We start from the raw sequence: 20512 nt of genomic DNA on the forward strand, positions 1-20512 counted from the left end.
CCGGACACTCCTACCCGGTAGGGGTAGGATCCGCTCCATGGCAAGGGCGTGGAGGGTACGGGGGACGCGGAGGCTGTGGACGCCGCTGCTGCCGCTCGTGCTGCTGTTCGGCCTCGCCACCATGCACACCCTGGGCCATCCCTCCCCGGCCGCGGCCGCCGAACAGGCCCCGGCCCACGCGCAGCCCCACACACAGCCGCAGGCCCCCACCGTCGCCGAACACCCGGCGGCGGACGCGAACCACGGCTCCGCCGCGCCCGGCGGGCACGGCACGGACCCGTCGCTGGTCTGTCTGGCCGTGCTCGGCGTCTGGGGGATCGCGCTCCTCGGAGCCGTACGGGCGTGGCAGCGGCGGCGCGCGCGAGGAGCCGTCCGCGTGCGCGGACTCCGGCCCGGACCCGCCCCCGCACCCCGTGCCCCTCCCCCGCGCACTCTGCTGACGCATCTGTCGGTACTGCGGATCTAGAGCACCCACGCCGCCCTCGCGGCGGCGCGCGGCTCATCCGTATGCCCTTCACCGACATCACCACGAGGTGCACTCAGTCATGCGTACGCACATCACACGCCGCTCCGTCGTCGGAGCCTCCCTCGCCGTCGCCGGGACCGGTGTCCTGGCCGCCTGCTCGTCCTCCGGGGGCGAGGGGAGCGGCGGACACGGCGGACACGGCCAGAGCGGCAAGAGCGGTCAGGAGACCGAGGCCGCCGACGGGTTCGTCGAGCCCGGCGGCAAGGAGGTCGCCGACGCCGAGGCCGCCCGGCGCGGGGGCCCGGAGCGGAAGGTGCGGCTCACGGCCGCCGCCGCGCGGCTCGACCTCGGGGGCGGTCTGACCGTCCCCTCCTGGGCCTACGGGGACCGGCTGCCGGGCAAGGAGGTGCGGGCCACCGCGGGCGACACCCTGGCGCTCACCCTCGCCAACCACCTCCCCGAGCCGACCTCGCTGCACTGGCACGGGCTCGCGCTCCGCAACGACATGGACGGCGTCCCCGGGCTCACCCAGCGGCCCGTCAAGGCGGGCGCGGAGTTCACGTACCGCTTCGCCCTCGCGCACCCCGGCACGTACTGGTTCCACCCGCACTCCGGCGTGCAGCAGGACCGGGGGCTGTACGCGCCGCTGATCGTCGAGGACCCCAAGGAGCCGCTGAAGTACGACCGGGAGTGGGTCGTCGTCCTGGACGACTGGGTCGACGGGGTGGAGGGCTCCACCCCGGACGCCGTCCTCGCCGAACTCAGCAAGGGAATGCGGGGCGGGGGCGGCGGCGGGCACGAGGGCCACGGCGGCGGCATGACCCGTGCGAGCCTGACCGCGCCCGACCCCGAGGGCCCGTCGCGGATGATGATGGGCGCGCGGAGCGAGCTGCTCGGCGGCGACGCCGGGGATGTGGCGTACCCGCACTATCTGATCAACGGGCGCGTCCCCGGCGACCCGTCCGTCTTCCGCGCGAAGCCCGGCGACCGGGTGCGGCTGCGCATCGTCAACGCGGGCGGCGACACCGCCTTCCGCGTCGCGCTCGGCGGCCACGAGATGACCGTGACCCACACCGACGGCTTCCCGGTGCGGCACGCGAAGACCGACGCCCTGCTGCTGGGCATGGGCGAGCGCTACGACGTCCTGATCACGGCGGGCGACGGCGTCTTCCCGCTGACCGCCGTCGCCGAGGGCAAGAACGCCACCGCGCTCGCCCTGCTCCGCACCGGCGGCGGGGCGGCCCCGGCGGCCTCCGTGCGGCCGAAGGAGCTGTCCGGGAAGCTGCTCACCGCCGACCGGCTGCGCGCCGACGCCTCCGTGGCGCTCCCCCGCCGTACCCCCGACCGCACGATCGGGATCGAGCTGACCGGGGGCATGGCGAAGTACGACTGGGGCTTCGACGGGAAGCCGTACTCGCCCGGGCCCCGGCACGAGGTGCGCTCCGGCGAGCGGGTCCGGCTGGTCTTCAGGAACCCCACCGGGATGTGGCACCCGCTCCATCTGCACGGGCACACCTTCGCCCTCGCCAATGCCGCGGGCGGGCCGCGCAAGGACACCGCGATCGTCCTGCCCAACGGGACCCTGACCGTGGACTTCGACGCCGACAACCCGGGCCTGTGGATGATCCACTGCCACAACGTCTACCACGCGGAGGCGGGCATGATGACGGTGCTCGGCTACCGGAAGTAACCCTTACGCGGGCGGCCCGGCCGGTCCGGGCCGCCCTCGGCACCGCGCCCCCGGCACACCGCCCGCGGTCCCCGGCACCGCCCCGGCCGCCCGTGGGCGGTGCCACACCGCTCCACCAGGACATCGCGTCAGAAAGACGATTACACTGGGGGGCGTGCCTCAACTACGCCTCGCCCTGAATCAGATCGACTCGACCGTCGGCGACCTCGCCGGCAACACCGAGTCGATCGTGCACTGGACCCGGCACTCGGCCGAGCAGGGGGCGCATCTGATCGCCTTCCCGGAGATGGTGCTGACCGGCTACCCCGTGGAGGATCTGGCCCTGCGCTCGTCCTTCGTGGAGGCGTCCCGGGCCGCCCTGCGCTCGCTGGCCGCGCGCCTGGCCGACGAGGGCCTCGGCGAGCTGCCCGTCGTCGTCGGCTATCTGGACCGCTCCGAGAGCGCCCAGCCGAGATACGGCCAGCCCGCCGGCACCCCGCGCAACGCCGCCGCCGTGCTGCACCGGGGTGAGGTGGCGCTGCGGTTCGCCAAGCACCATCTGCCCAACTACGGCGTCTTCGACGAGTTCCGCTACTTCGTGCCCGGCGACACCCTGCCGGTGATCCGGGTCGGCGGCGTCGATGTGGCGCTCGCCATCTGCGAGGACCTCTGGCAGGACGGCGGCCGGGTGCCCGCCGCCCGCTCCGCCGGGGCCGGGCTGCTGCTCTCGATCAACGCCTCGCCCTATGAGCGGGAGAAGGACGACACCCGGCTGGAGCTGGTGCGCAAGCGCGCCCAGGAGGCGGGCTGCACCACCGCCTATCTGGCGATGATCGGCGGCCAGGACGAGCTGGTCTTCGACGGCGACTCGATCGTGGTCGACGCGGCGGGCGAGGTCATCGCCCGCGCCCCCCAGTTCTCCGAGGGCTGCGTCGTCCTCGATCTGGAGCTCCCCGCCGCGGGCGAGATCCCCTCCGGAGTGGTCGACGACGGGCTGCGGATCGAGCACGCCGTCATCTCCGCCGAGCCGGTCCCGGCCTATGAGCCCGAGCTGACCGGCGGCTACGCCGACCGTCTCGACGACGACGAGGAGGTGTACTCCGCGCTGGTGGTGGGCCTGCGCGCGTACGCCGCCAAGAACGGCTTCCGCTCGGTCCTGATCGGGCTCTCCGGCGGCATCGACTCCGCGCTGGTCGCCGCGATCGCCTGCGACGCGGTCGGCGCGAAGAACGTGTACGGCATCTCCATGCCCTCGAAGTACTCCTCGGACCACTCCAAGGACGACGCGGCCGAGCTGGCCCGCCGTACCGGACTCAACTTCCGCACCGTGTCGATCGAGCCCATGTTCGACGCCTACATGGGCTCGCTGGGGCTGACCGGGCTCGCCGAGGAGAACCTCCAGTCGCGGCTGCGCGGCACCCTGCTGATGGCCGTCTCCAACCAGGAGGGCCACATCGTGCTCGCGCCGGGCAACAAGTCCGAGCTGGCCGTCGGATACTCCACGCTGTACGGCGACTCGGTCGGCGCGTACGGGCCCATCAAGGACGTCTACAAGACGACGGTCTTCCGGCTGGCGAAGTGGCGCAACCGGGCCGCCGAGGAGCGCGGCCAGACCCCGCCGATCCCCGAGGCCTCCATCACCAAGCCGCCCAGCGCCGAGCTGCGCCCCGGCCAGATGGACACCGACTCGCTGCCGGACTACGACGTGCTGGACCGGATCCTCGCCCGGTACGTCGACCGGGACCAGGGCAAGGACGCCATCGTGGCCGCCGGGTACGACGAGGAGCTGGTGGCCCGGACGCTGAGGATGGTCGACACCGCCGAGTACAAGCGGCGGCAGTACCCGCCGGGCACCAAGATCTCGGCGAAGGGCTTCGGCAAGGACCGCCGGCTGCCGATCACCAACCGCTGGCGCGAGTCGACGCACTGACACACCGACGGCGAAAGGGCCCGCGGAGCGCGGGCCCTTTCCCGTCTCAGGGCACTTCCCGTCTCAGGGCACTTCCCGTCTCAGGGCACTTCCCGTCTCAGGGCCCGAGCCTCACCCGGGCCGCGATCGGCAGATGGTCGCTGTCCGTGCGGGGCAGCGTCCAGGAGGACACCGGCTCGACGCCCTTGACCATGATCTGGTCGATGCGCGCCATCGGGAAGGCCGCGGGCCAGCTGAAGCCGAAGCCGTCGCCCGCCGCGCCCTGCGTCGAACGCATCTGGGACGTCACCGCGTTGAGCGCCCGGTCGTTCATCGTGCCGTTCAGATCGCCGAGCAGCACCACCTTGCCGACGCGCTCGTCGGCGATCGCCTCGCCGAGCGCGTCCGCGCTGTCGTCGCGCTGGCCCGCGGTGAAGCCCGCGCGCATCTTCACGCGGACGGACGGCATATGGGCGACATAGACGGCGACCTCGCCCTTGGGCGTGGTCACGGTGGTGCGCATCGCCCGGGTCCAGCCCATCCCGATGTCGACGGGCTTGGTGCCGGTCAGCGGGTACTTGCTCCACAGCCCGACCGTGCCCTGCACCGAGTGGTACTTGTAGCTGCCGGCGAGCGCCCGCTCATAGGCCCTGACCTGACCCTGGGCCAGCTCCTGGAGGGCCAGCACCTCCGCGCCCGAGGCCGCGACCTTCGCCGCGGTGCCCTCGGGGTCCGGGTTCTCGGCGTTGACATTGTGGGTGGCGACCGTCAGATCGCCGCCCGCCGTGGACTTGTCGGTGAGCAGACCGCCGAAGAGATTGACCCAGACGACGGCGGGCGCGAGCACGGCGATCAGCGCCGTGGCCGAGCGCCGCCACAGCGCGGCGGCGAACAGCACCGGGACGAGGACCACCCCGAACCAGGGCAGGAAGGTCTCCCCCAGGCTGCCCAAGTTGCCGATCCGGTTGGGGATCTGGGCGTGGAAGACCATCAGCAGGGCGAACAGCACGGCGCAGACCGCCAGGACGATGCCGCGCCGCCAGATGTCGGGGTCGTCGCGCCACCGTTCGCGCGGACGCCGGGAGCGGGAATCGGTGACGAGGTCCTCCGGGCCGTCGTTCCCGGTCTCCGTCTTGTACGCCTGCACCATGGAGCTGTCCTTACTGCCTTGCCGCCGTCACACGAGCCTCGCGGATGACACTAGGCGATGACGGTACTTGTCCCGCCTCTCCGGGGGCGGCCGTTCTGTGCCGATGACGAGTGGGCGGCGCGCGTGGTTCCGGATATCGGGCCGGGTGGGGCCGGTGTGACCGAGCACGCATCCCCTCGGGCCGCCCGGCGCGCCGTCCGTACGACGTGGACACCGGCGGCCGGTGACACGCCGTGCCGTCTCACCACAGGTGCCCGCGGGGCGACGCTCCGTGAAGGGAGTGGGCCCCTTCCGTGCAGGCGGCACGAAGTGCCACCATGGGAGGTGATCCGGGGACGCCGTCAGGGCGCCTCGAGATGACACGAGGAGCCGTTGATCATGACGCTTCAGGCTGCCCAGAAGTCCGCCGACAGCAGCAAGGCGCTGTACGGAGGCAAGGGCACTAGGCGCATCACCGTCCACGACATCGCCGCCGCCAAGGAGCGCGGCGAGAAGTGGCCGATGCTCACCGCGTACGACGCGATGACCGCGTCCGTCTTCGACGAGGCCGGGATCCCGGTCATGCTGGTCGGGGACTCCATGGGCAACACCCACCTCGGCTACGAGACCACCGTGCCGGTCACCATGGATGAGATGACCCTGCTGTCCGCCGCCGTGGTGCGCGGCACCCGCCGGGCGCTGATCATCGGCGACCTGCCCTTCGGCTCGTACCAGGAGGGCCCCGTACAGGCCCTGCGCAACGCGACCCGGCTGGTCAAGGAGGCCGGGGTCGGCGCGGTCAAGCTGGAGGGCGGGGAGCGCTCCCTGCCGCAGACCGAGCTGATCGTCCAGGCCGGCATCCCGGTCGTGTCGCACCTGGGGCTGACCCCGCAGTCCGTGAACACCATGGGCTACCGGGTGCAGGGCCGCAGCGACGAGGCCGCCCACCAGCTCCTGAAGGACGCGAAGGCCGCACAGGACGCGGGCGCGTTCGCCGTCGTCCTGGAGATGGTGCCCGCCGAGCTGGCGGCCGAGGTCACCCGCTCGCTGCACATCCCGACCGTCGGCATCGGCGCGGGCGCGGGCACCGACGCACAGGTGCTCGTCTGGACCGACATGACCGGCCTCACCGGCGGCAAGGTGCCGCGCTTCACCAAGCAGTACGCGAACCTCCGGCAGACCCTCGGCGACGCGGCGAAGGCGTTCGCCGACGATGTCGTCGGCGGCGCGTTCCCGCAGGAGGAGCACACCTTCCACTGACCGCTCCCGGCACGACCGACGGCCCGCCGGCCCTCCCCCCCCCGCGGGCCGCCGGCCCGCCCGTCGGCGCTCTGTTGGGGGGCTGTTGGGGGGGGGGGCCAACCGGGGGGGCCTGGCACGGACCGGCCACAGCCCGGCCGGCGGCCGGGCATCCGCCGTCGAGGTGCGGGGGCTGGTCAAGCACTACGGCGGGACCAAGGCGCTGGACGGGGTGGACGTCACCGTCCGCGAAGGCACCGTCCTCGGCGTCCTCGGACCCAACGGGGCCGGCAAGACCACGCTCGTACGCTGCCTGGCCACCCTGATCCTTCCCGACGCGGGCACCGCCACGGTCGCCGGTCACGACGTGGTGCGCGACGCCCGGCGGCTGCGCCGGGTCATCGGGCTCACCGGGCAGTACGCCTCCGTGGAGGAACGTCTCTCCGGCTGGGAGAACCTGTACATGATCGGGCGGCTGCTCGATCTCTCCCGCCCGGCGGCCCGGCGGCGGGCCGACGAGATGCTGGAGCGCTTCGCCCTCACCGAGGCCGCGAAGAAGCCCGTGACGCAGTACTCCGGCGGGATGCGGCGGCGGCTCGACCTCGCCGCGTCGATGGTCGGGGAGCCCGATGTGCTCTTCCTGGACGAGCCGACGACCGGACTCGACCCGAGGACCCGCAACGAGGTGTGGGACGAGGTCGAGCGGATGGTCGCCGAGGGGATGACCGTGCTGCTCACCACTCAGTACATGGAGGAGGCCGAGCGGCTCGCCGACGAGCTGACCGTCATCGACCGGGGCCGGGTCATCGCGGGCGGCGGGGTGGACGAGCTGAAGGCGAAGGTCGGGGGCCGCACCCTGCGGATCCGGCCCAGCGACCCCGCCGATCTGCCCCTGATGGCGCGGGCACTGCGCGAGTCCGGTCTCGACGGGATCGCCGGGGCGAGTGCCGCCCCCGAGGAGGGACAGCTGTACGTACCGATCCTCGCCGACGAGCAGCTCACCGCCGTGGTGGGGCTGCTGGCCGCCCACGGCTTCGGCATCGCCTGGATCGACACCCGGCTGCCCAGTCTGGACGAGGTGTTCCTGGCGATCACCGGCGAGAGGTCGGCCGGGTCCGAGACGCTTCCCGAGGAGGCCGCCGTATGAGTACGAGCACGAGCACGAGCACGACCACCAGTACGGGTACGAGTGCGGGAGTCACCCCGGGGACGGCGGCGCGGACAAGGCCCCCGGCCGGCGGGGACAGCGGCCGGATCACCCCGAGGGCGCATCTGCGGCACATCGGGGCCCTGGTGCGGCGGAACGCCCTTCAGATCAAGCAGGACCCGGAGTCGATGGCCGACGCCGTGCTGATGCCGATCATCTTCACGCTGCTGTTCACCTATGTCTTCGGCGGCGCGATATCCGGCGAGGGCAACCAGGACAAGTACGTCAACTACCTCGTCCCCGGTCTGATGGCCATGATGGGGCTGAGCATCTCCATGGCGGTGGGCACCGGCATCAACACCGATGTGAACAAAGGAGTCATGGACCGCTTCCGGTCCATGCCGATCGCCCGCTCCTCGATACTGATCGCGAAGATCGTCGTGGAGGTCGGCCGGATGACGGTCGCGATGGTGATCCTGCTGGGCATGGGCTTTCTGCTCGGCCTGGAGATCAAGACGTCCGTCCTTGAGCTGCTGGCCGCGATGGGGCTCTCCCTGCTCTTCGGCGCCTCACTCATGTGGATCTTCATCCTGCTCGGTCTCGCGCTGAAGACGGCGCAGGCCGTCCAGGGAATGGCGATGCTGATACTGCTGCCGCTCCAGTTCGGATCGTCCATCTTCGCCCAGCCGTCGACCATGCCCGACTGGCTGAAGACCTTCGCCGACCACAATCCGCTCTCCAACCTCGCGGACGCCTCCCGCGCCCTGATCAACGGTGGTGAGCTGGCCTCCTCCGTCTGGGCGACCCTCGGCTGGGCGGCGGCGATCACCGTCGTCACCGCGCCGCTGGCGATCCGGGCCTTCCAGAAGAAGACCTGACCCCGGGAGCTGGGAGCTGAGCCGTCACGGGGCGGCTCAGACCAGGCCGGCGGCCTCCTCCAGAGTGAGGAGGCCGCCCTCCGCGTAGAAGGCCTCGTATGCGGCGCCGCCGAGCACCGCCCGGACCGCCGCCTCCACCTCCTCGCGGCAGGCGCGCTCGTGGGAGGAGGGGAAGTGGTCCTCGGGGACAAGCCTGTCGGAGGCCGCGAGCAGCCGGGCCGCGTCCGGGGCCCGCTCGGGGCCCCCGGCGGCCAGCGCGCCGGCCGCCGTCACCAGGTGCGACGGGGCCAGTTGGGGCGCGATCATCATGGCGAGCGGCTCCCGGGCGCTGGCGAGCGCCCGTCTGGTGTGTTCCAGCGCCTGCCGGAGGTTGCCGTCGCCGAGATCGAGCCAGGCGATATAGCCGATCATCATGCCCTTGAAGAACTCCATGGTGTGGGAGTTGAACTGGGCGAGCAGCCGCTCGATGTGCTCCCGGGCCTCGGCCCGGCGGTCGGTGCGGCCCAGCCAGAGGCAGAGATAGATCCGGGCGACGGCCGTGCTCTCGTTGTCCGGGCCCTCGTTGTCCTCAAGCACCTGACGGATCATCGCCTCGCCGCGCTCCAGCTCGCCCAGCTCCAGCAGGATGCCGCCGAGCCGGGCCCGGAGCACCCCCACATTCCCCCGCGCGCCGATCCGCTCGGCGTACTCGATGGCGAGGGCGAAGTCCTCGCCGGCCGGTCCGTACTCACCGCGCCGCTCCCTGGCCTCGCCGCGCGCGGAGAGCGCCTGGGCGGCTCCCCAGGCGTCGCCGAGGCGGCGGAATATCTCCAGTGACTCGTCGGCGTCGCGGGTCGCGTCCCCCGCCAGACGGCCCCGGTTGGCGAGGATGCCCGCGCGGGTCTCCAGCGCGCCGGCCAGCTCCCATTCGTACCCGAGGTCCCGGCAGACCCGGATGGTCTCGTCCAGCATGTTCTTGAGCGTCTCGATCTCGCCGGTCATCAGGATGGCGAAGAACCAGAGGATGCCGGGGGTGCGGCAGGTCTGCGGCAGCCCCGGGCGGTAGGCCAGGCTCACCGAGCGCAGCCGGTCCATGCTCTCCGGGCCGACCCAGGCGTCGGCCTCGTGGTTGAAGAAGATGAGATGGATGAGCGCGACGCCCCGGCGGGCCTCCTGGAGCAGCTCGGGCCCCATGGGCGGCGGGGCGTCGGTGAAACGCTCGTAGACCGGGGGCACGGGGGCGACGGGGGGCGCGAACGGGTCGGGGCCGAGCGCGGTGGCCGCCCCGGACCAGTGCCGGGCCTCGGTGCGCAGATCCCGTATCTGCCAGTACCAGAAGAGATGGAGTACGAGGGAGAGCGCCTCCTGCTCGTCCTCGGCGGCGACGGCCCGGCGCAGGGCGGTGCGCAGATTCTCGTACTCGCGCTGGAACAGCTCGATGGCGGCGCGCTGGCCGGGGCCGCGCAGCAGGGGGTCGGTGGTGCGGGCGAGTTCGCGGTAGTGGACGAGGTGGCGGCGTTCGGTCGCGGCCCGGTCGCCCGCTTCGCCGAGGCGTTCGGCGGCGTACTCGGCGACGGTCTCCAGAAGGCGGTAGCGCATGCCGTCCGGGCCGTCGGGGGCGGCGACGACCAGCGATTTGTCGATGAGCGAGCCGAGGGCGTCGGCGATGTCGACGTCCGGGCCACCGGCGCAGACGGCTTCCGCGGCGGCCAGGTCGCAGCCGCCGGAGAAGACGGAGAGGCGGCGCAGGACGGCCCGTTCGGGGGCCTCCAGCAGCTCCCAGGACCAGTCGACGACGGCGCGCAGGGTCTGCTGGCGGGGCAGCACGGTGCGGCTGCCCGCGGTGAGGAGGCGGAAGCGGTCGTCGAGGCGGTCCGCGATCTGCCGGGGGGTGAGCACGCGCAGCCGGGCGGCGGCGAGTTCGATGGCGAGCGGGAGGCCGTCGAGTCTGCGGCATATCTCGGCGCAGGCGTCCGGGTCGTCGTCGGGGGTGAAGCCGGGCCGGGCGGCGGCCCCGCGCTCGGTGAGCAGCCGCAGCGCGGTGGGCGCGGGCAGCGGGCCGACCGGCCGCAGCAGTTCGCCGGGGACGGCGAGGGGCTCTCGGCTGGTGGCGAGGATCCGCAGCCCGGGGCAGTGGGCGAGGAGGGTGTCGGCGAGCACGGCCGCCGCGTCGGCCACATGCTCGCAGTTGTCGAGCACCAGGAGCATCCGGCGGCGGGCGCAGTGCTCGGTGAGGCGTACGAGGGCGTCGTCGCCGTGGCGTTCGGCGGCCAGCAGCTCTTCGGCCCCCGCGCCGCGCAGCACGGTGTGGCGGGCTCCGAGGACGGTGAGGACGGCTTCGGCGACATCGTCCGGGTCGGTCACCGAGGCCAGTTCGGCGAACCAGACGCCGTCCGGGGCCTGTGGGGCGAGCCGTTCGGCGACCTCCTGGGAGAGCCGGGTCTTGCCGGCCCCGCCGGGTCCGGTGAGGGTGACGAGCCGGGCGGAGGCGAGATCGTCGCGCAGCACCTCGATGTCGTGCTCCCGGCCGACGAAGGAGGTGAGCCGGGCGCGCAGGTTTCCCCGGGGCGCGGCGGCCGGGGCCGCTTCCGGGGCGGGGGCCGCTTCCGGGGCTGCTTCCGGGGCTGCTTCCGGATCGGGAGTCGGGGTCGTGAGGAGTTCCCGGTGGAGCGCGCGGAGGGCGGGGCCCGGGTCGGCCCCGAGGCGGTCGGCGAGATCGCGGCGGAAGGTCTCGTACTCCGCGAGGGCCCGCGCGGGGCGGCCCGTGTCGCTCAGCGCGCGCAGCCGCAGCAGACGGAGCGGCTCGTCCAGCGGGTGGGCGGCGCAGAGGGCGGCCGACTCGGGGAGCGCCTCGGCTCCCCGGCCCAGCGCCAGCAGGGCCGTCAGCCGGGTGCGGCGGGCGTCGGTGCGGCGGGCCTCCCAGCGGGACGCCTCGGCGGCCCGGTCGGGCAGATCGGCGAGCACGGGTCCGTGCCACAGCTCCAGCGCCTGGTCGAGGAGGGTCTCCGCCGTGTCCGGGTCGCCGTTCGCGACCGCTTTCGCGCCCTGGGTCGTGAGCCGGTCGAACCGGTGCAGATCCACGTCGTCCGGCTCGGCGCACAGCCGGTAGCCGCCCTCCACGGAGGCGACGGCGGACCGGCCGAGCGCCCGCCGCAGCCGTCCGACCAGGGCCTGCACCGCCCCGGGCGCGTCGGCCGGCGGGTCGCCGTCCCACACCTCGGCCACGATGCGGCCGAGCGGGACCGGGCGTCCGGGCCGCATCGCCAGCACGGTCAGCAGGGCACGCAGCCTCGGTCCGCCGACGGCGACGGGGGTGCCGTCGGCCCGCAGGACCCTGGTGGTGCCGATCAGCGATATACGCACCCGGCCATTGTCCCCGGTGCGGGCCCGCACGGTGGCGCGGCCGAAACCGCGGGGGTTGGGGCCCACCGCGCGTCCGCCGCCTGTACGGTTCGGTCCGCCAGATCCTCGTACGTTCAGGAGTCCCGCCCATGCCCACCACATCTCGCCGCAGCGACTGGCGCGTCAGTCCCGTGTTCCTCGGGATCGTCGCGGTGATGGCGGTGACCGGCTGGGCGGTGTGGACGGACTACGCCGCCTCCGCCGGTCTCGCCGTCTTCCTCTTCGTCACCTCGGCGTGGATCGTGTCGCTCTGTCTGCACGAGTACGCGCACGCCGCCACCGCGCACCACAGCGGCGATCTGTCGATCGGGACCAAGGGCTATCTGTCGCTCAACCCCCTGGCCTACACCCACGCGCTGCTGAGCATCGTGCTGCCGGTGCTCTTCGTGATCCTGGGCGGCATCGGTCTGCCGGGCGGCGCGGTCTTCGTCGAGCGGGGCAGCATCCGGGGCCGCTGGAAGCACAGTCTGATCTCGGCGGCGGGGCCGCTGACCAATGTGCTCTTCGCGCTGGTGTGCACCGCGCCGTTCTGGCTGGACGCGCTGGACGGGGTGCCGCTGGTCTTCCAGTACGCGCTGGGCTTCCTTGCGCTGCTCCAGGTGAGCGCCGCGATCCTGAACTTCCTGCCGGTGCCGGGGCTGGACGGCTACGGGGTGATCGAACCGTGGCTGTCGTACCGGATCCGCCGCCAGGTGGAGCCGCTCGCGCCGTTCGGGCTGCTGCTGGTCTTCGCGCTGCTGTTCATCCCGGCGCTCAACGCGGTGTTCTTCGACGCGGTCGACGCGGTGCTGAGCGTGCTGGGCGTCGACGAGCTGGTGAGCGCCTGCGGCCTCGACTTCTACCGCTTCTGGGAGGGCGAGAGCGAGTACTGCGCCGCGTACACGCTCAGGCCGGCCGGGTAGCCGGGCGGCGGGGCAGCCGGGGCGGCGGGAGCGGGTCAGCCGGCGGCGGCGCGGTCGATCTTCGCCTTGCGGAAGTAGTAGATCGCCATGTTGGAGGAGAGGCCGGCCACCAGCACCCAGACGACGCCGATCCACATGCCCTGGGTGAAGGAGAGGACGGCCGCCACCACGGCGAGCGCGCAGACGACGAGTGCGAAGAGAGCGAGGCGGGGCATGGGGGGAGGCTCCTGTCGGGGTGTATGTCCGTCCCGTCCAGTGTCCCCCATGCCCCGCTCGCGGCCCGCCGGAGGGGGCGAGTGTCAGACGTCGGTGACGCGCAGGCCCGCGTGGGCCTTGTAGCGGCGGTTGACCGAGATCAGATTGGCGACCAGCGACTCCACCTGGTGGGCGTTGCGGAGCCGGCCCGCGAAGACGCCCCGCATGCCGGGGATGCGGCCAGCGAGCGCCTGCACGATGTCGGTGTCGGCGCGGGACTCGCCGAGCACCATCACATCGGTGTCGATCCGCTCGACGGAGGCGTCCTGGAGCAGGACGGCCGAGAGGTGGTGGAAGGCGGCGGCGACCCGGGAGTCCGGGAGCAGGGCGGCGGCCTGCTCGGCGGCGCTGCCCTCCTCGGGCTTCAGCGCGTACGCGCCCTTCTTGTCGAAGCCGAGCGGATTGACGCAGTCCACGACGAGCTTGCCGGCCAGCTCCGTGCGGAGGGACTCCAGGGTCTTGGCGTGCCCGTCCCACGGCACGGCGACGATCACCACATCGCTGCGGCGGGCGCACTCCGCGTTGTCCGCGCCCTCGACGCCCAGTCCGAGTTCGGCGGCGGCGCTCTCGGCGCGCTCGGCGGCCCGGGAGCCGATGATCACCTTCTGGCCGGCCTTGGCGAGCCGGTAGGCGAGGCCGCGCCCCTGGTCCCCGGTGCCGCCGAGGACGCCGACGACGAGGTCGGAGACGTCGGGGAGGTCCCACGGGTCCTTGGGCGCTGTGTTCTGAGTGGAAGTCATGGGCCGACCCTACTCGCAGGTATGGAAGGGGGCGGGGGCTCTCTAATGAGTGAGGTACGGCCGACCGCCCTCCGCGCGCGTGGCGGGTGCTGAAGGATGCGGAGGCATGGACGCCGTACGGGTGGCGCTGTTGCGCGAGGTTCTGACGGGCACCGAGTGGCCGGGCGCGGCCCGGAGGTTCGCGGGGGTGCTGAGATCGTCGGTGGTGCCGCAGGGGGGCGGGCTGCTGCTGGTGGGGACGGAGGAGTACGAGCCCTGGCACATGGCCGCGCATCTGGTGGACGAGGCCGCCTGGTCGGGGCTGCCGGAGCTGGCCCCCACGCTGGTGCGCCACCGCGCCCGGCCGGGCGACCCGCCGCATCTGGGGGTCTGCCTCGGCCGGCTGGAGAGGGTGCGGCGCGGTGAGACGCTGCTCGTGGTCGCCCCGGAGCGGCCCGAGGACGCCCTGCTGGAGCGGGTCCACGACGCGCGCAGGGCCGGTGCCACGGTGCTGGCGCTGGACGGCGGCGACGCCGAGACGCGGGGGCTCGCCCACGAGACGCTGTCGGTGGCGGCGGACGGCTCGGTGGTGGACTTCGACATGGTCCAGCATCTGGTGAGCGCCGCCGCCGGAGAGAACAGCCTCCCCGGCTCCCGCGGCTCCCGCCGCTTCCGCGACCGCCTCTCCCGCCTGGTCGACCAGCTCACCGCCCCGCCCCCGGCGCGCTGGTGAGCCCCTCCGGGGAGGTCGAACGGGGATCCGGGATCGTGTAGGTCACAAGGAATTCGGTTGCCCGGGGCAGTCGGTGGCGCGGACGATGGTCCGTTGTGACGTCGAAGCTCTCCGCGATACTCCCCGATCTCTCCCCCTGGCGGTCCTCCGCCGACTTCCGGCTGCTGTGGGTCCAGGGGCTGATCGCCTACTTCGGCAGCTCGATGGCGATGATCGCGCTGCCGCTCCAGATCAAGGATCTGACGGGGTCCCCGCTGGCGGTCGGCGCGATGGGCGCGGTGGAGCTGGTGCCGCTGATCGTCTTCGGGCTGTACGGCGGGGCGCTCGCCGACTCCATGGACCGGCGGAAGCTGATCATCGCCACGGAGGCGGGCCTCGGGGTCCTGGCGGTGATCCTGATGGTGAACGCGCTGCTGCCGGAGCCGATGCTGTGGCCGCTGTACGTGGTCGCGGCGGGCGTATCGGCGATGGCCGGGCTCCAGCGGCCGGCGCTGGACGCGATGCTGGCCCGGATCGTGCCGCACGACCAGCTGACGGCGGCGGCCGCGCTGAACAATCTGCGCTGGCAGCTCGGCGGGATCGCGGGCCCGTCGGCGGCCGGCCTGGTGGTGGCGTACTCCGGCCATGCCACGGCGTACGGGATCACCCTGCTCGGGTTCGCCGTCTCAGTGCTGATGTGTCTGCGGCTCACCCCCGCGCCGCCCGCGCACGACGCGGAGAAGCCCTCGCTGCGGGGCATCGTGGAGGGCGCGCGCTACGCCTGGTCCCGCCCGGTGCTGCTGGGGACCTATGTCATCGACCTGGTGGCGATGATCTTCGCCTTCCCGATCGCGATCTTCCCCTTCCTCGCGGACGACCTGGACGCGCCGTGGTCGCTGGGGCTGATGTTCGCCGCGATGGCGGTCGGCTCGGTGGTGACGAGCACGATGAGCGGCTGGACCACCAAGGTGCGGCGGCACGGACTGCTGGTGATCTACGGCGCGACCGTCTGGGGTCTGGGCATCGCGGCGGCGGGCTGGTTCGGCAATGTGTGGCTGGTGCTGTTCGCGCTGGCGGTGGCGGGCGCGGGCGACACACTGAGCGGACTCGGCCGGATGACGATCTGGAACCAGACGATCCCGGACGAGCTGCGGGGCCGGCTGGCGGGCATCGAGGTGCTGTCGTACAGCGTCGGCCCGCAGCTGGGCCAAGTCCGCTCCGGCGCGATGGCGGGGTGGACGGGCACCCGGGCGGCGATCTGGAGCGGCGGTGTGGTCTGTGTGGCGGGCGTGGTCCTGCTGACGGCGGCGCTGCCCAAGCTGCTGCGGTACGACTCCGACACCGACGAGGACGCGCAGCTCCGCCGCGCCCAGCGGGAGAAGGCCGCGAGCGAGTAGCCGGTTCCGGTATCGGGGGGACACCGGACCGGCTCACCCGTCCGTCAGGCCCCGGACCCGCCCTTGGGGGCGTCCTCGGGCCCGTCCTCGGGGGCGTCGTGCCACTTCGGGTCGTTCTCCCACTCCTGGTTCCGCTCCCGCGCGGTCGCCATGGCGTGCTCCGCCTCCTCCCGTGAGCCGTACGGACCGAAGCGGTCCTTCGCCGGACACTCGGGGCCCTCCTCGACCTTCTGGTGCTTGAGGCAGTAGTACCACTCGCCCGGTTTGCCCACCGTGCGCCTCTTGAACAGGGCCATCGCCCGCTCCCTTCCCGTCACACAGCCATGCCTTCGAAGGCCATGCTGCCCCACACCCCGTGGTTAGACTCGCTGGCATGTCTGGCCAGTCACTCCTCGTGCCCGGGGAACTCTCCCCCACCCGCTCCGTCCCCGCCGCCATCAGGCGACCCGAATACGTCGGGAAGCCCGCCCCGACCCCGTACAGCGGGCCGGAGGTGCAGGACTCCGACACCATTGAACGGATGCGGATCGCCGGCGGCATCGCCGCGCGGGCAATGGCGGCGGCCGCCGAGCACATCGCCCCCGGGGTCACCACGGACGCGCTCGACCGGGTCGCCCACGAGTACATGTGCGACCACGGCGCCTATCCCTCCACGCTCGGCTATCGGGGCTATCCCAAGTCGCTCTGCTCCTCGGTCAACGAGGTCATCTGCCACGGAATCCCCGACTCCACGGTGCTGCGCGACGGCGACATCGTGAACCTCGACGTCACGGCGTACATCGGCGGGGTGCACGGCGACAACAACGCCACCTATCTCTGCGGCGAGGTGGACGAGGAGTCCCGGCTGCTGGTGGAGCGGACCCGGGAGTCGCTCGACCGGGCGATCAAGGCCGTCAAGCCCGGCCGGCAGATCAACATCATCGGCCGGGTGATCGAGTCGTACGCCAAGCGCTTCGGCTACGGCGTGGTCCGTGACTTCACCGGCCACGGGATCAACACCTCGTTCCACTCCGGGCTGATCGTCCCGCACTACGACTCCCCGCACGCGACCACCGTCATCCAGCCCGGCATGACGTTCACCATCGAGCCGATGCTGACCCTCGGAACGCATGAGTACGACATGTGGGAGGACGGCTGGACCGTGGTCACCAAGGACCGCAAGCGCACCGCCCAGTTCGAGCACACGCTGGTGGTGACGGAGACCGGCGCGGAGATCCTCACGCTGCCCTGAGCGCGCGGCGGAGCGGATTTTTTTACCGACACGGCGTCGGGAACCCATTGACTTAGGTAAACCTAAGTAGGATGATCGGAGGCGGCAGCGGCCATGTCCGCGTGCCGTCCGTTCGTCCGCCCCCTGGTCCTGGAGGTCACCGCCTTGGACGCCATCGCCACCGACACGCCCACCGGTACGCCCTTCTCGACGCTCATCCGGGTCGCCTCGCACGAGCAGCACACCGAGGCGGAGGGCTCCCCCTTCATGGGCCACCTCCTCGGCGGCCGTCTCGGCGTCGACGCGTACGCCCGCTACACCGAGCAGCTGTGGTTCGTGTACCGGGCGCTGGAGGAGGCGGCCGAGTCGCTCAAGGACGACCCGATAGCGGGCCCCTTCATCCAGCCGGAGCTGTTCCGCACAGCGGAGCTGGAGCGGGACCTGGCGCATCTGATGGGCCCCCAGTGGCGTGAGCTGGCCACCGCGCTGCCCGCGACCGAGGCGTACGCCGCCCGGGTCGCGGAGTGCGCGCGCGTCTGGCCCGCCGGGTACGTCGCCCACCACTACACGCGCTACCTGGGCGATCTGTCCGGCGGTCAGATCATCCGCGACAGGGCGGAGAAGACCTGGGGCTTCGAGCGCAAGGGCGACGGCGTCCGGTTCTACGTCTTCGAGCAGATCACCAACCCGGCCGCGTTCAAGCGGGGGTACCGCGAGCTGCTGGACGGGGTGGACACCGACGACCTGGAGAAGCAGCGGATCGTCGACGAGTGCAAGCGCGCCTTCGACTTCAACGGGGCCGTCTTCCGCGCGCTGGACGGCGAGTTCCCGCTCAGCGCCTGAAGCGCCTGAAGCACCCGAGCGATCGCCGAGAGAAGCCCCGCGGGCCCGTGCCCGCGGGGCTTTCCGCCGTCAGCTCATGAGCCGCAGGGCGTCGGCGACGCTGAGGCGGCGGGCGGGGACCGGGGCCGGGCCCTCGATGCCCCGGGCCGGGACGGCGGCGGGGGACGCGAGGCGCACCCGGCCGCCGATCTCCACCGTGCCGTCGGGGCCGGGGGCCGTGAGGATCTGCGAACCCCGGCCCTGAGTGATGTTCAGGGCGCGGCCCAGCAGATCCGTGAGCAGCAGCGCGGCCCCGCCGGTCGCCTCGTCCTCCACGATCGGCCCGCCGCGCCGGGGGAAGCCGCGCGCCCGCACCCGGCCCGCCGCCTCGTCCTCCCACGCCCAGGCGTAGAGCCAGCCCTCGCCGGGCGGCGGCGCGGGCAGCGCGTCCACCTCGGCGGGGGTGGCGTACCGCTGGAGCAGCCTGGGCGGGACCCACTCGGCCCGTGCGGTGATCCAGGTGAACTCCCCGTCGCCGCGCGCCCAGACCGGGCCGGCCTGCACATACAGCTCCGGCAGATCGAGCAGCCAGGCCACGCCGACGAGCGGATGCCCGGCGAAGGGGAGGCGCTGTCCGGGGGTGTGGATGTCGACGGCGCCGCGCTCGGGGTCGTCGACGAAGACGGTCTCGCTGAAGCCGAGCTCGTTCGTGAGCTTCTGCCGGGACGCCTCGTCCGGGTAGCCGCGTGCGTCGCGTACGACTCCGAGCGGGTTGCCGTGCCGCCCGTCGGCGTCGCAGAAGACGTTGAGGACATCGAGCACATGGCGCAGGTCGCGTTCGTTCACGGGGGCATTGAAGCACCGGACGGGCGATGTCGCGCGGGCGCGCGGAACGGCGGCGGGGCCGCACCGGCGCGCGTGGCGTCGGTACGGCCCCGCCGAAAGGGTGCGGGAGCGGGTCAGGAACCGGCTCCGGCCTCCCGGCGGCGGATGGCGAGGACGATGCCCGCACCGGCCGCCGCGATGCCCGCCGAGGCGGCGATCAGCGCGGTGGCGGGGATGTCCGCGCCGGTGGAGGCGAGGGCTCCGCCGGTGGAGCCGCCGGTGGCCGCGCCGCCCGTCGTGCCGCCGGTGGTGCCTCCGGTCGTACCGCCGGTGGTCGAGCCGCCGACGGAGCCGCCGGTGGTGGAACCGGTCGTACCGCCCGTGGTGCCGCCCGTGGTGGAGTCGGTCGAACCGCCCGTCGAGCCTCCGGTGGAGCCGGTGGAGCCGCCGGTGGAGCCGGACGGCGGGGGCTCGGGGAGTTCGGCGCCCTTGTCCAGCGAGACGGCGAGGTTGACCGGGTCGATCGGCTGCTCGCCCGGCTCGTAGAAGCCGCTGAAGGCGCGGTCGTCCCCGGCCTTGGTGAGGACGCCTTTGACATCGGTGAGCTTCACGACGCTGTTCTCGACCTTGAGCGCGCCTGCCGGGACGGTCAGCGTGCCGACCTCGACGTCGTTGTGGACCTCGACCTTGCCCGTCTTCTGGTTCTTGCCCTTGACGTCGAGGACGACCGAGCCCTTGGTGCCGTTCACCTTGACCTCAAAGCCGCTGAACGTCGTGTCGAGGGCGTGGGTGCCCGTCTTCTCGCTGTAGTGGCCCAGGTAGCGGACGCTGCCGTCGAAGGCGACGGAGAGCGACTTCTTGGCCGCGTCGTAGGCGCCCTTGCCCTTGGGGAAGCGGTAGCCACTGGCGGTGGCCTTGGCGCCGCCGGAGAACTGGGCCTCGCCGTGGGCGATCGGGCCGGAGATGTACTTGCGGAAGCGCTCCATGATGCCCCAGTCGAGGTTGCCGTCGACGATCGCGCCGTCGCCGGTGGCCCGGGTCCCGGACTCGGCGGAACCGGAGACGTCGCCCTCGGGCCGGAAGCCCGGGTTCTTCGACGGCGGCGGCGCGGGACGGCCGCCCTCGGGGTCCGGCTCGGGCTCGGGCTTCGGCTCCGGGGCCGGGTCGGGCTTCTCGGAGGGGGGCGGGGACGGCCTGCCGCCGCCGGCCGCCGGCTTGACCGAGAGGGAGACGGTGTCGAGGACCTCGCCCTCCGGGTAGCGGAAGGCGGACGCGCCCTCGGCGGTCAGGGTGGCCGGGATGTCCTTGAAGACGATCGCCCCGCCGGACCCGCCGCCGCCGGGGGTCGCCCGGGTCATGTCCAGTTCGGCGATCGGGATGTCCTCGCGGACCTCGCCGTCGAGGGTGACATCGCCCTGGACGGTGCCGCTCTCGCGGTCGCTGGTCATCCGGACGTCGGAGAGCTTGAGGGTGAAGCGCTTGGCGGTGAAGACGACGCTGCCCTTGAAGGACGTCTTGTTGACATGGCCGTTCATGTCATAGGTGCCGGTGCCATCCGTGAAGGTGAACGGGCCGTTGCCCTCGGCCTGCTTCGCGCCGTCCGCGACCGCGATGTTCCCGGCGCCGACGTACTCCCGGAAGGATTCCTTGAAGCCCCAGTCCAGCGTGCCCGCCTCCAGCTTGATCGCGGAGGAGCCGGCCGGCGCGGCGGCCGCCGCCGTCTTGTCCTCGGCGGCCTTCGAGGTGTCGGCCGCGACCGCCGGGAGGGCGAGTGCGGTGGCTCCGAGCGCGGCGGCGGTGGCCGCCGCCGCGGCGATGACGATGGGTCGGCGGGTCGCTGGCATGGTGGGTG

At 72.7% G+C, this 20512-nt stretch carries 18 protein-coding genes; 11 read left to right on the plus strand and 7 right to left on the minus strand.

The window, feature by feature from the left end:
• Window positions 1-37: 37 nt before the first annotated feature.
• From IE247_RS06315 to IE247_RS06325, 3 genes are all read left to right on the plus strand, one after another.
• Window positions 38-466, plus strand: a complete 429-nt coding sequence (locus IE247_RS06315) for a DUF6153 family protein (RefSeq protein ID WP_229868715.1) — start codon at window positions 38-40, stop codon at window positions 464-466.
• 79 nt (window positions 467-545) lie between these two features.
• The gene (locus IE247_RS06320) at window positions 546-2156 is read left to right on the plus strand and encodes a multicopper oxidase family protein (RefSeq protein ID WP_190121873.1); all 1611 of its coding nucleotides are present in this window, start codon (window positions 546-548) and stop codon (window positions 2154-2156) included.
• A 154-nt stretch (window positions 2157-2310) separates the two neighbouring features.
• Window positions 2311-4065 (plus strand): NAD+ synthase, encoded by a 1755-nt coding sequence (locus IE247_RS06325; RefSeq protein ID WP_190121874.1) that lies wholly within the window; start codon window positions 2311-2313, stop codon window positions 4063-4065.
• A 97-nt stretch (window positions 4066-4162) separates the two neighbouring features.
• Here IE247_RS06325 and IE247_RS06330 read toward each other — a convergent pair whose 3' ends face one another.
• The gene (locus tag IE247_RS06330) at window positions 4163-5194 is read right to left on the minus strand and encodes an endonuclease/exonuclease/phosphatase family protein (protein ID WP_190121875.1); all 1032 of its coding nucleotides are present in this window, start codon (window positions 5192-5194) and stop codon (window positions 4163-4165) included.
• A gap of 378 nt (window positions 5195-5572) precedes the next feature.
• Here IE247_RS06330 and panB point away from each other — a divergent pair, with 378 nt between their 5' ends.
• The 3 genes from panB (at window position 5573) to IE247_RS06345 (ending at window position 8437) form a co-directional block, all read left to right on the plus strand.
• Window positions 5573-6433 (plus strand): 3-methyl-2-oxobutanoate hydroxymethyltransferase, encoded by an 861-nt coding sequence (gene panB / locus IE247_RS06335; protein ID WP_190121876.1) that lies wholly within the window; start codon window positions 5573-5575, stop codon window positions 6431-6433.
• Between the two features lie 112 nt (window positions 6434-6545).
• The gene (locus tag IE247_RS06340) at window positions 6546-7559 is read left to right on the plus strand and encodes an ATP-binding cassette domain-containing protein (protein WP_190122109.1); all 1014 of its coding nucleotides are present in this window, start codon (window positions 6546-6548) and stop codon (window positions 7557-7559) included.
• Entirely contained in the window at window positions 7556-8437 is an 882-nt protein-coding gene (locus tag IE247_RS06345) for an ABC transporter permease (protein WP_190121877.1), read from the plus strand. Before IE247_RS06340 ends, IE247_RS06345 begins: the two co-directional genes overlap by 4 nt.
• 36 nt (window positions 8438-8473) lie before the next feature.
• On the opposite strand, the gene IE247_RS06350 is transcribed toward IE247_RS06345, so the two are convergent.
• Window positions 8474-11779: an ATP-binding protein gene (locus IE247_RS06350; RefSeq protein ID WP_190121878.1), complete on the minus strand. Its 3306-nt coding sequence runs from the start codon at window positions 11777-11779 to the stop codon at window positions 8474-8476.
• 128 nt (window positions 11780-11907) lie between these two features.
• Between IE247_RS06350 and IE247_RS06355 the strand changes: the two genes are divergently transcribed.
• Window positions 11908-12720 carry a site-2 protease family protein gene (locus IE247_RS06355; RefSeq protein ID WP_190121879.1) on the plus strand — a complete coding sequence of 271 codons (813 nt, stop codon included), beginning with the start codon at window positions 11908-11910 and terminating at the stop codon, window positions 12718-12720.
• A gap of 35 nt (window positions 12721-12755) precedes the next feature.
• On the opposite strand, the gene IE247_RS06360 is transcribed toward IE247_RS06355, so the two are convergent.
• Window positions 12756-12935: a hypothetical protein gene (locus IE247_RS06360; RefSeq protein WP_308433195.1), complete on the minus strand. Its 180-nt coding sequence runs from the start codon at window positions 12933-12935 to the stop codon at window positions 12756-12758.
• Window positions 12936-13019: 84 nt separating this feature from the next.
• Window positions 13020-13715, minus strand: a complete 696-nt coding sequence (gene npdG, locus IE247_RS06365; RefSeq protein ID WP_190121881.1) for an NADPH-dependent F420 reductase — start codon at window positions 13713-13715, stop codon at window positions 13020-13022.
• Window positions 13716-13821: 106 nt separating this feature from the next.
• On the opposite strand from npdG, the gene IE247_RS06370 reads away from it, so the two are divergent.
• Complete coding sequence (locus tag IE247_RS06370) at window positions 13822-14427, plus strand: hypothetical protein (protein WP_190121882.1); 606 nt, start codon at window positions 13822-13824, stop codon at window positions 14425-14427.
• Window positions 14428-14522: 95 nt separating this feature from the next.
• Window positions 14523-15803, plus strand: a complete 1281-nt coding sequence (locus IE247_RS06375; protein WP_190121883.1) for an MFS transporter — start codon at window positions 14523-14525, stop codon at window positions 15801-15803.
• 44 nt (window positions 15804-15847) lie between these two features.
• Here the strand turns inward: IE247_RS06375 and IE247_RS06380 are convergent, their stop codons facing one another.
• A complete protein-coding gene (locus IE247_RS06380; protein ID WP_190121884.1) occupies window positions 15848-16099 on the minus strand; it encodes a hypothetical protein in 252 nt (83 codons plus the stop codon).
• A gap of 77 nt (window positions 16100-16176) precedes the next feature.
• Between IE247_RS06380 and map the strand changes: the two genes are divergently transcribed.
• Both map and IE247_RS06390 read left to right on the plus strand, forming a co-directional pair.
• Window positions 16177-17034: a type I methionyl aminopeptidase gene (map, locus tag IE247_RS06385; protein WP_190121885.1), complete on the plus strand. Its 858-nt coding sequence runs from the start codon at window positions 16177-16179 to the stop codon at window positions 17032-17034.
• A 93-nt stretch (window positions 17035-17127) separates the two neighbouring features.
• Window positions 17128-17856 carry a biliverdin-producing heme oxygenase gene (locus IE247_RS06390; protein WP_190121886.1) on the plus strand — a complete coding sequence of 243 codons (729 nt, stop codon included), beginning with the start codon at window positions 17128-17130 and terminating at the stop codon, window positions 17854-17856.
• A 69-nt stretch (window positions 17857-17925) separates the two neighbouring features.
• Here the strand turns inward: IE247_RS06390 and IE247_RS06395 are convergent, their stop codons facing one another.
• Together IE247_RS06395 and IE247_RS06400 are read right to left on the minus strand one after the other, a co-directional pair.
• Window positions 17926-18681, minus strand: a complete 756-nt coding sequence (locus tag IE247_RS06395; RefSeq protein ID WP_190121887.1) for a PhzF family phenazine biosynthesis protein — start codon at window positions 18679-18681, stop codon at window positions 17926-17928.
• Window positions 18682-18794: 113 nt separating this feature from the next.
• The gene (locus tag IE247_RS06400) at window positions 18795-20504 is read right to left on the minus strand and encodes an HtaA domain-containing protein (RefSeq protein ID WP_190121888.1); all 1710 of its coding nucleotides are present in this window, start codon (window positions 20502-20504) and stop codon (window positions 18795-18797) included.
• Window positions 20505-20512 lie beyond the last annotated feature (8 nt).

Origin of the sequence: Streptomyces inusitatus (assembly GCF_014651115.1) — a bacterium.
Classification (GTDB): Bacteria; Actinomycetota; Actinomycetes; order Streptomycetales; family Streptomycetaceae; genus Streptomyces; species Streptomyces amakusaensis.

Coding starts and splice junctions, on each gene's coding strand:
- IE247_RS06370 (WP_190121882.1), top strand. CDS start 13,822: ATGGACGCCGTACGGGTGGCGCTGTTGCGCGAGGTTCTGACGGGCACC.
- IE247_RS06360 (WP_308433195.1), bottom strand. CDS start 12,935: ATGCCCCGCCTCGCTCTCTTCGCACTCGTCGTCTGCGCGCTCGCCGTG.
- IE247_RS06355 (WP_190121879.1), top strand. CDS start 11,908: ATGCCCACCACATCTCGCCGCAGCGACTGGCGCGTCAGTCCCGTGTTC.
- IE247_RS06330 (WP_190121875.1), bottom strand. CDS start 5,194: ATGGTGCAGGCGTACAAGACGGAGACCGGGAACGACGGCCCGGAGGAC.
- IE247_RS06320 (WP_190121873.1), top strand. CDS start 546: ATGCGTACGCACATCACACGCCGCTCCGTCGTCGGAGCCTCCCTCGCC.
- IE247_RS06315 (WP_229868715.1), top strand. CDS start 38: ATGGCAAGGGCGTGGAGGGTACGGGGGACGCGGAGGCTGTGGACGCCG.
- IE247_RS06345 (WP_190121877.1), top strand. CDS start 7,556: ATGAGTACGAGCACGAGCACGAGCACGACCACCAGTACGGGTACGAGT.
- map (WP_190121885.1), top strand. CDS start 16,177: ATGTCTGGCCAGTCACTCCTCGTGCCCGGGGAACTCTCCCCCACCCGC.
- panB (WP_190121876.1), top strand. CDS start 5,573: ATGACGCTTCAGGCTGCCCAGAAGTCCGCCGACAGCAGCAAGGCGCTG.
- IE247_RS06380 (WP_190121884.1), bottom strand. CDS start 16,099: ATGGCCCTGTTCAAGAGGCGCACGGTGGGCAAACCGGGCGAGTGGTAC.
- npdG (WP_190121881.1), bottom strand. CDS start 13,715: ATGACTTCCACTCAGAACACAGCGCCCAAGGACCCGTGGGACCTCCCC.
- IE247_RS06400 (WP_190121888.1), bottom strand. CDS start 20,504: ATGCCAGCGACCCGCCGACCCATCGTCATCGCCGCGGCGGCGGCCACC.
- IE247_RS06390 (WP_190121886.1), top strand. CDS start 17,128: ATGTCCGCGTGCCGTCCGTTCGTCCGCCCCCTGGTCCTGGAGGTCACC.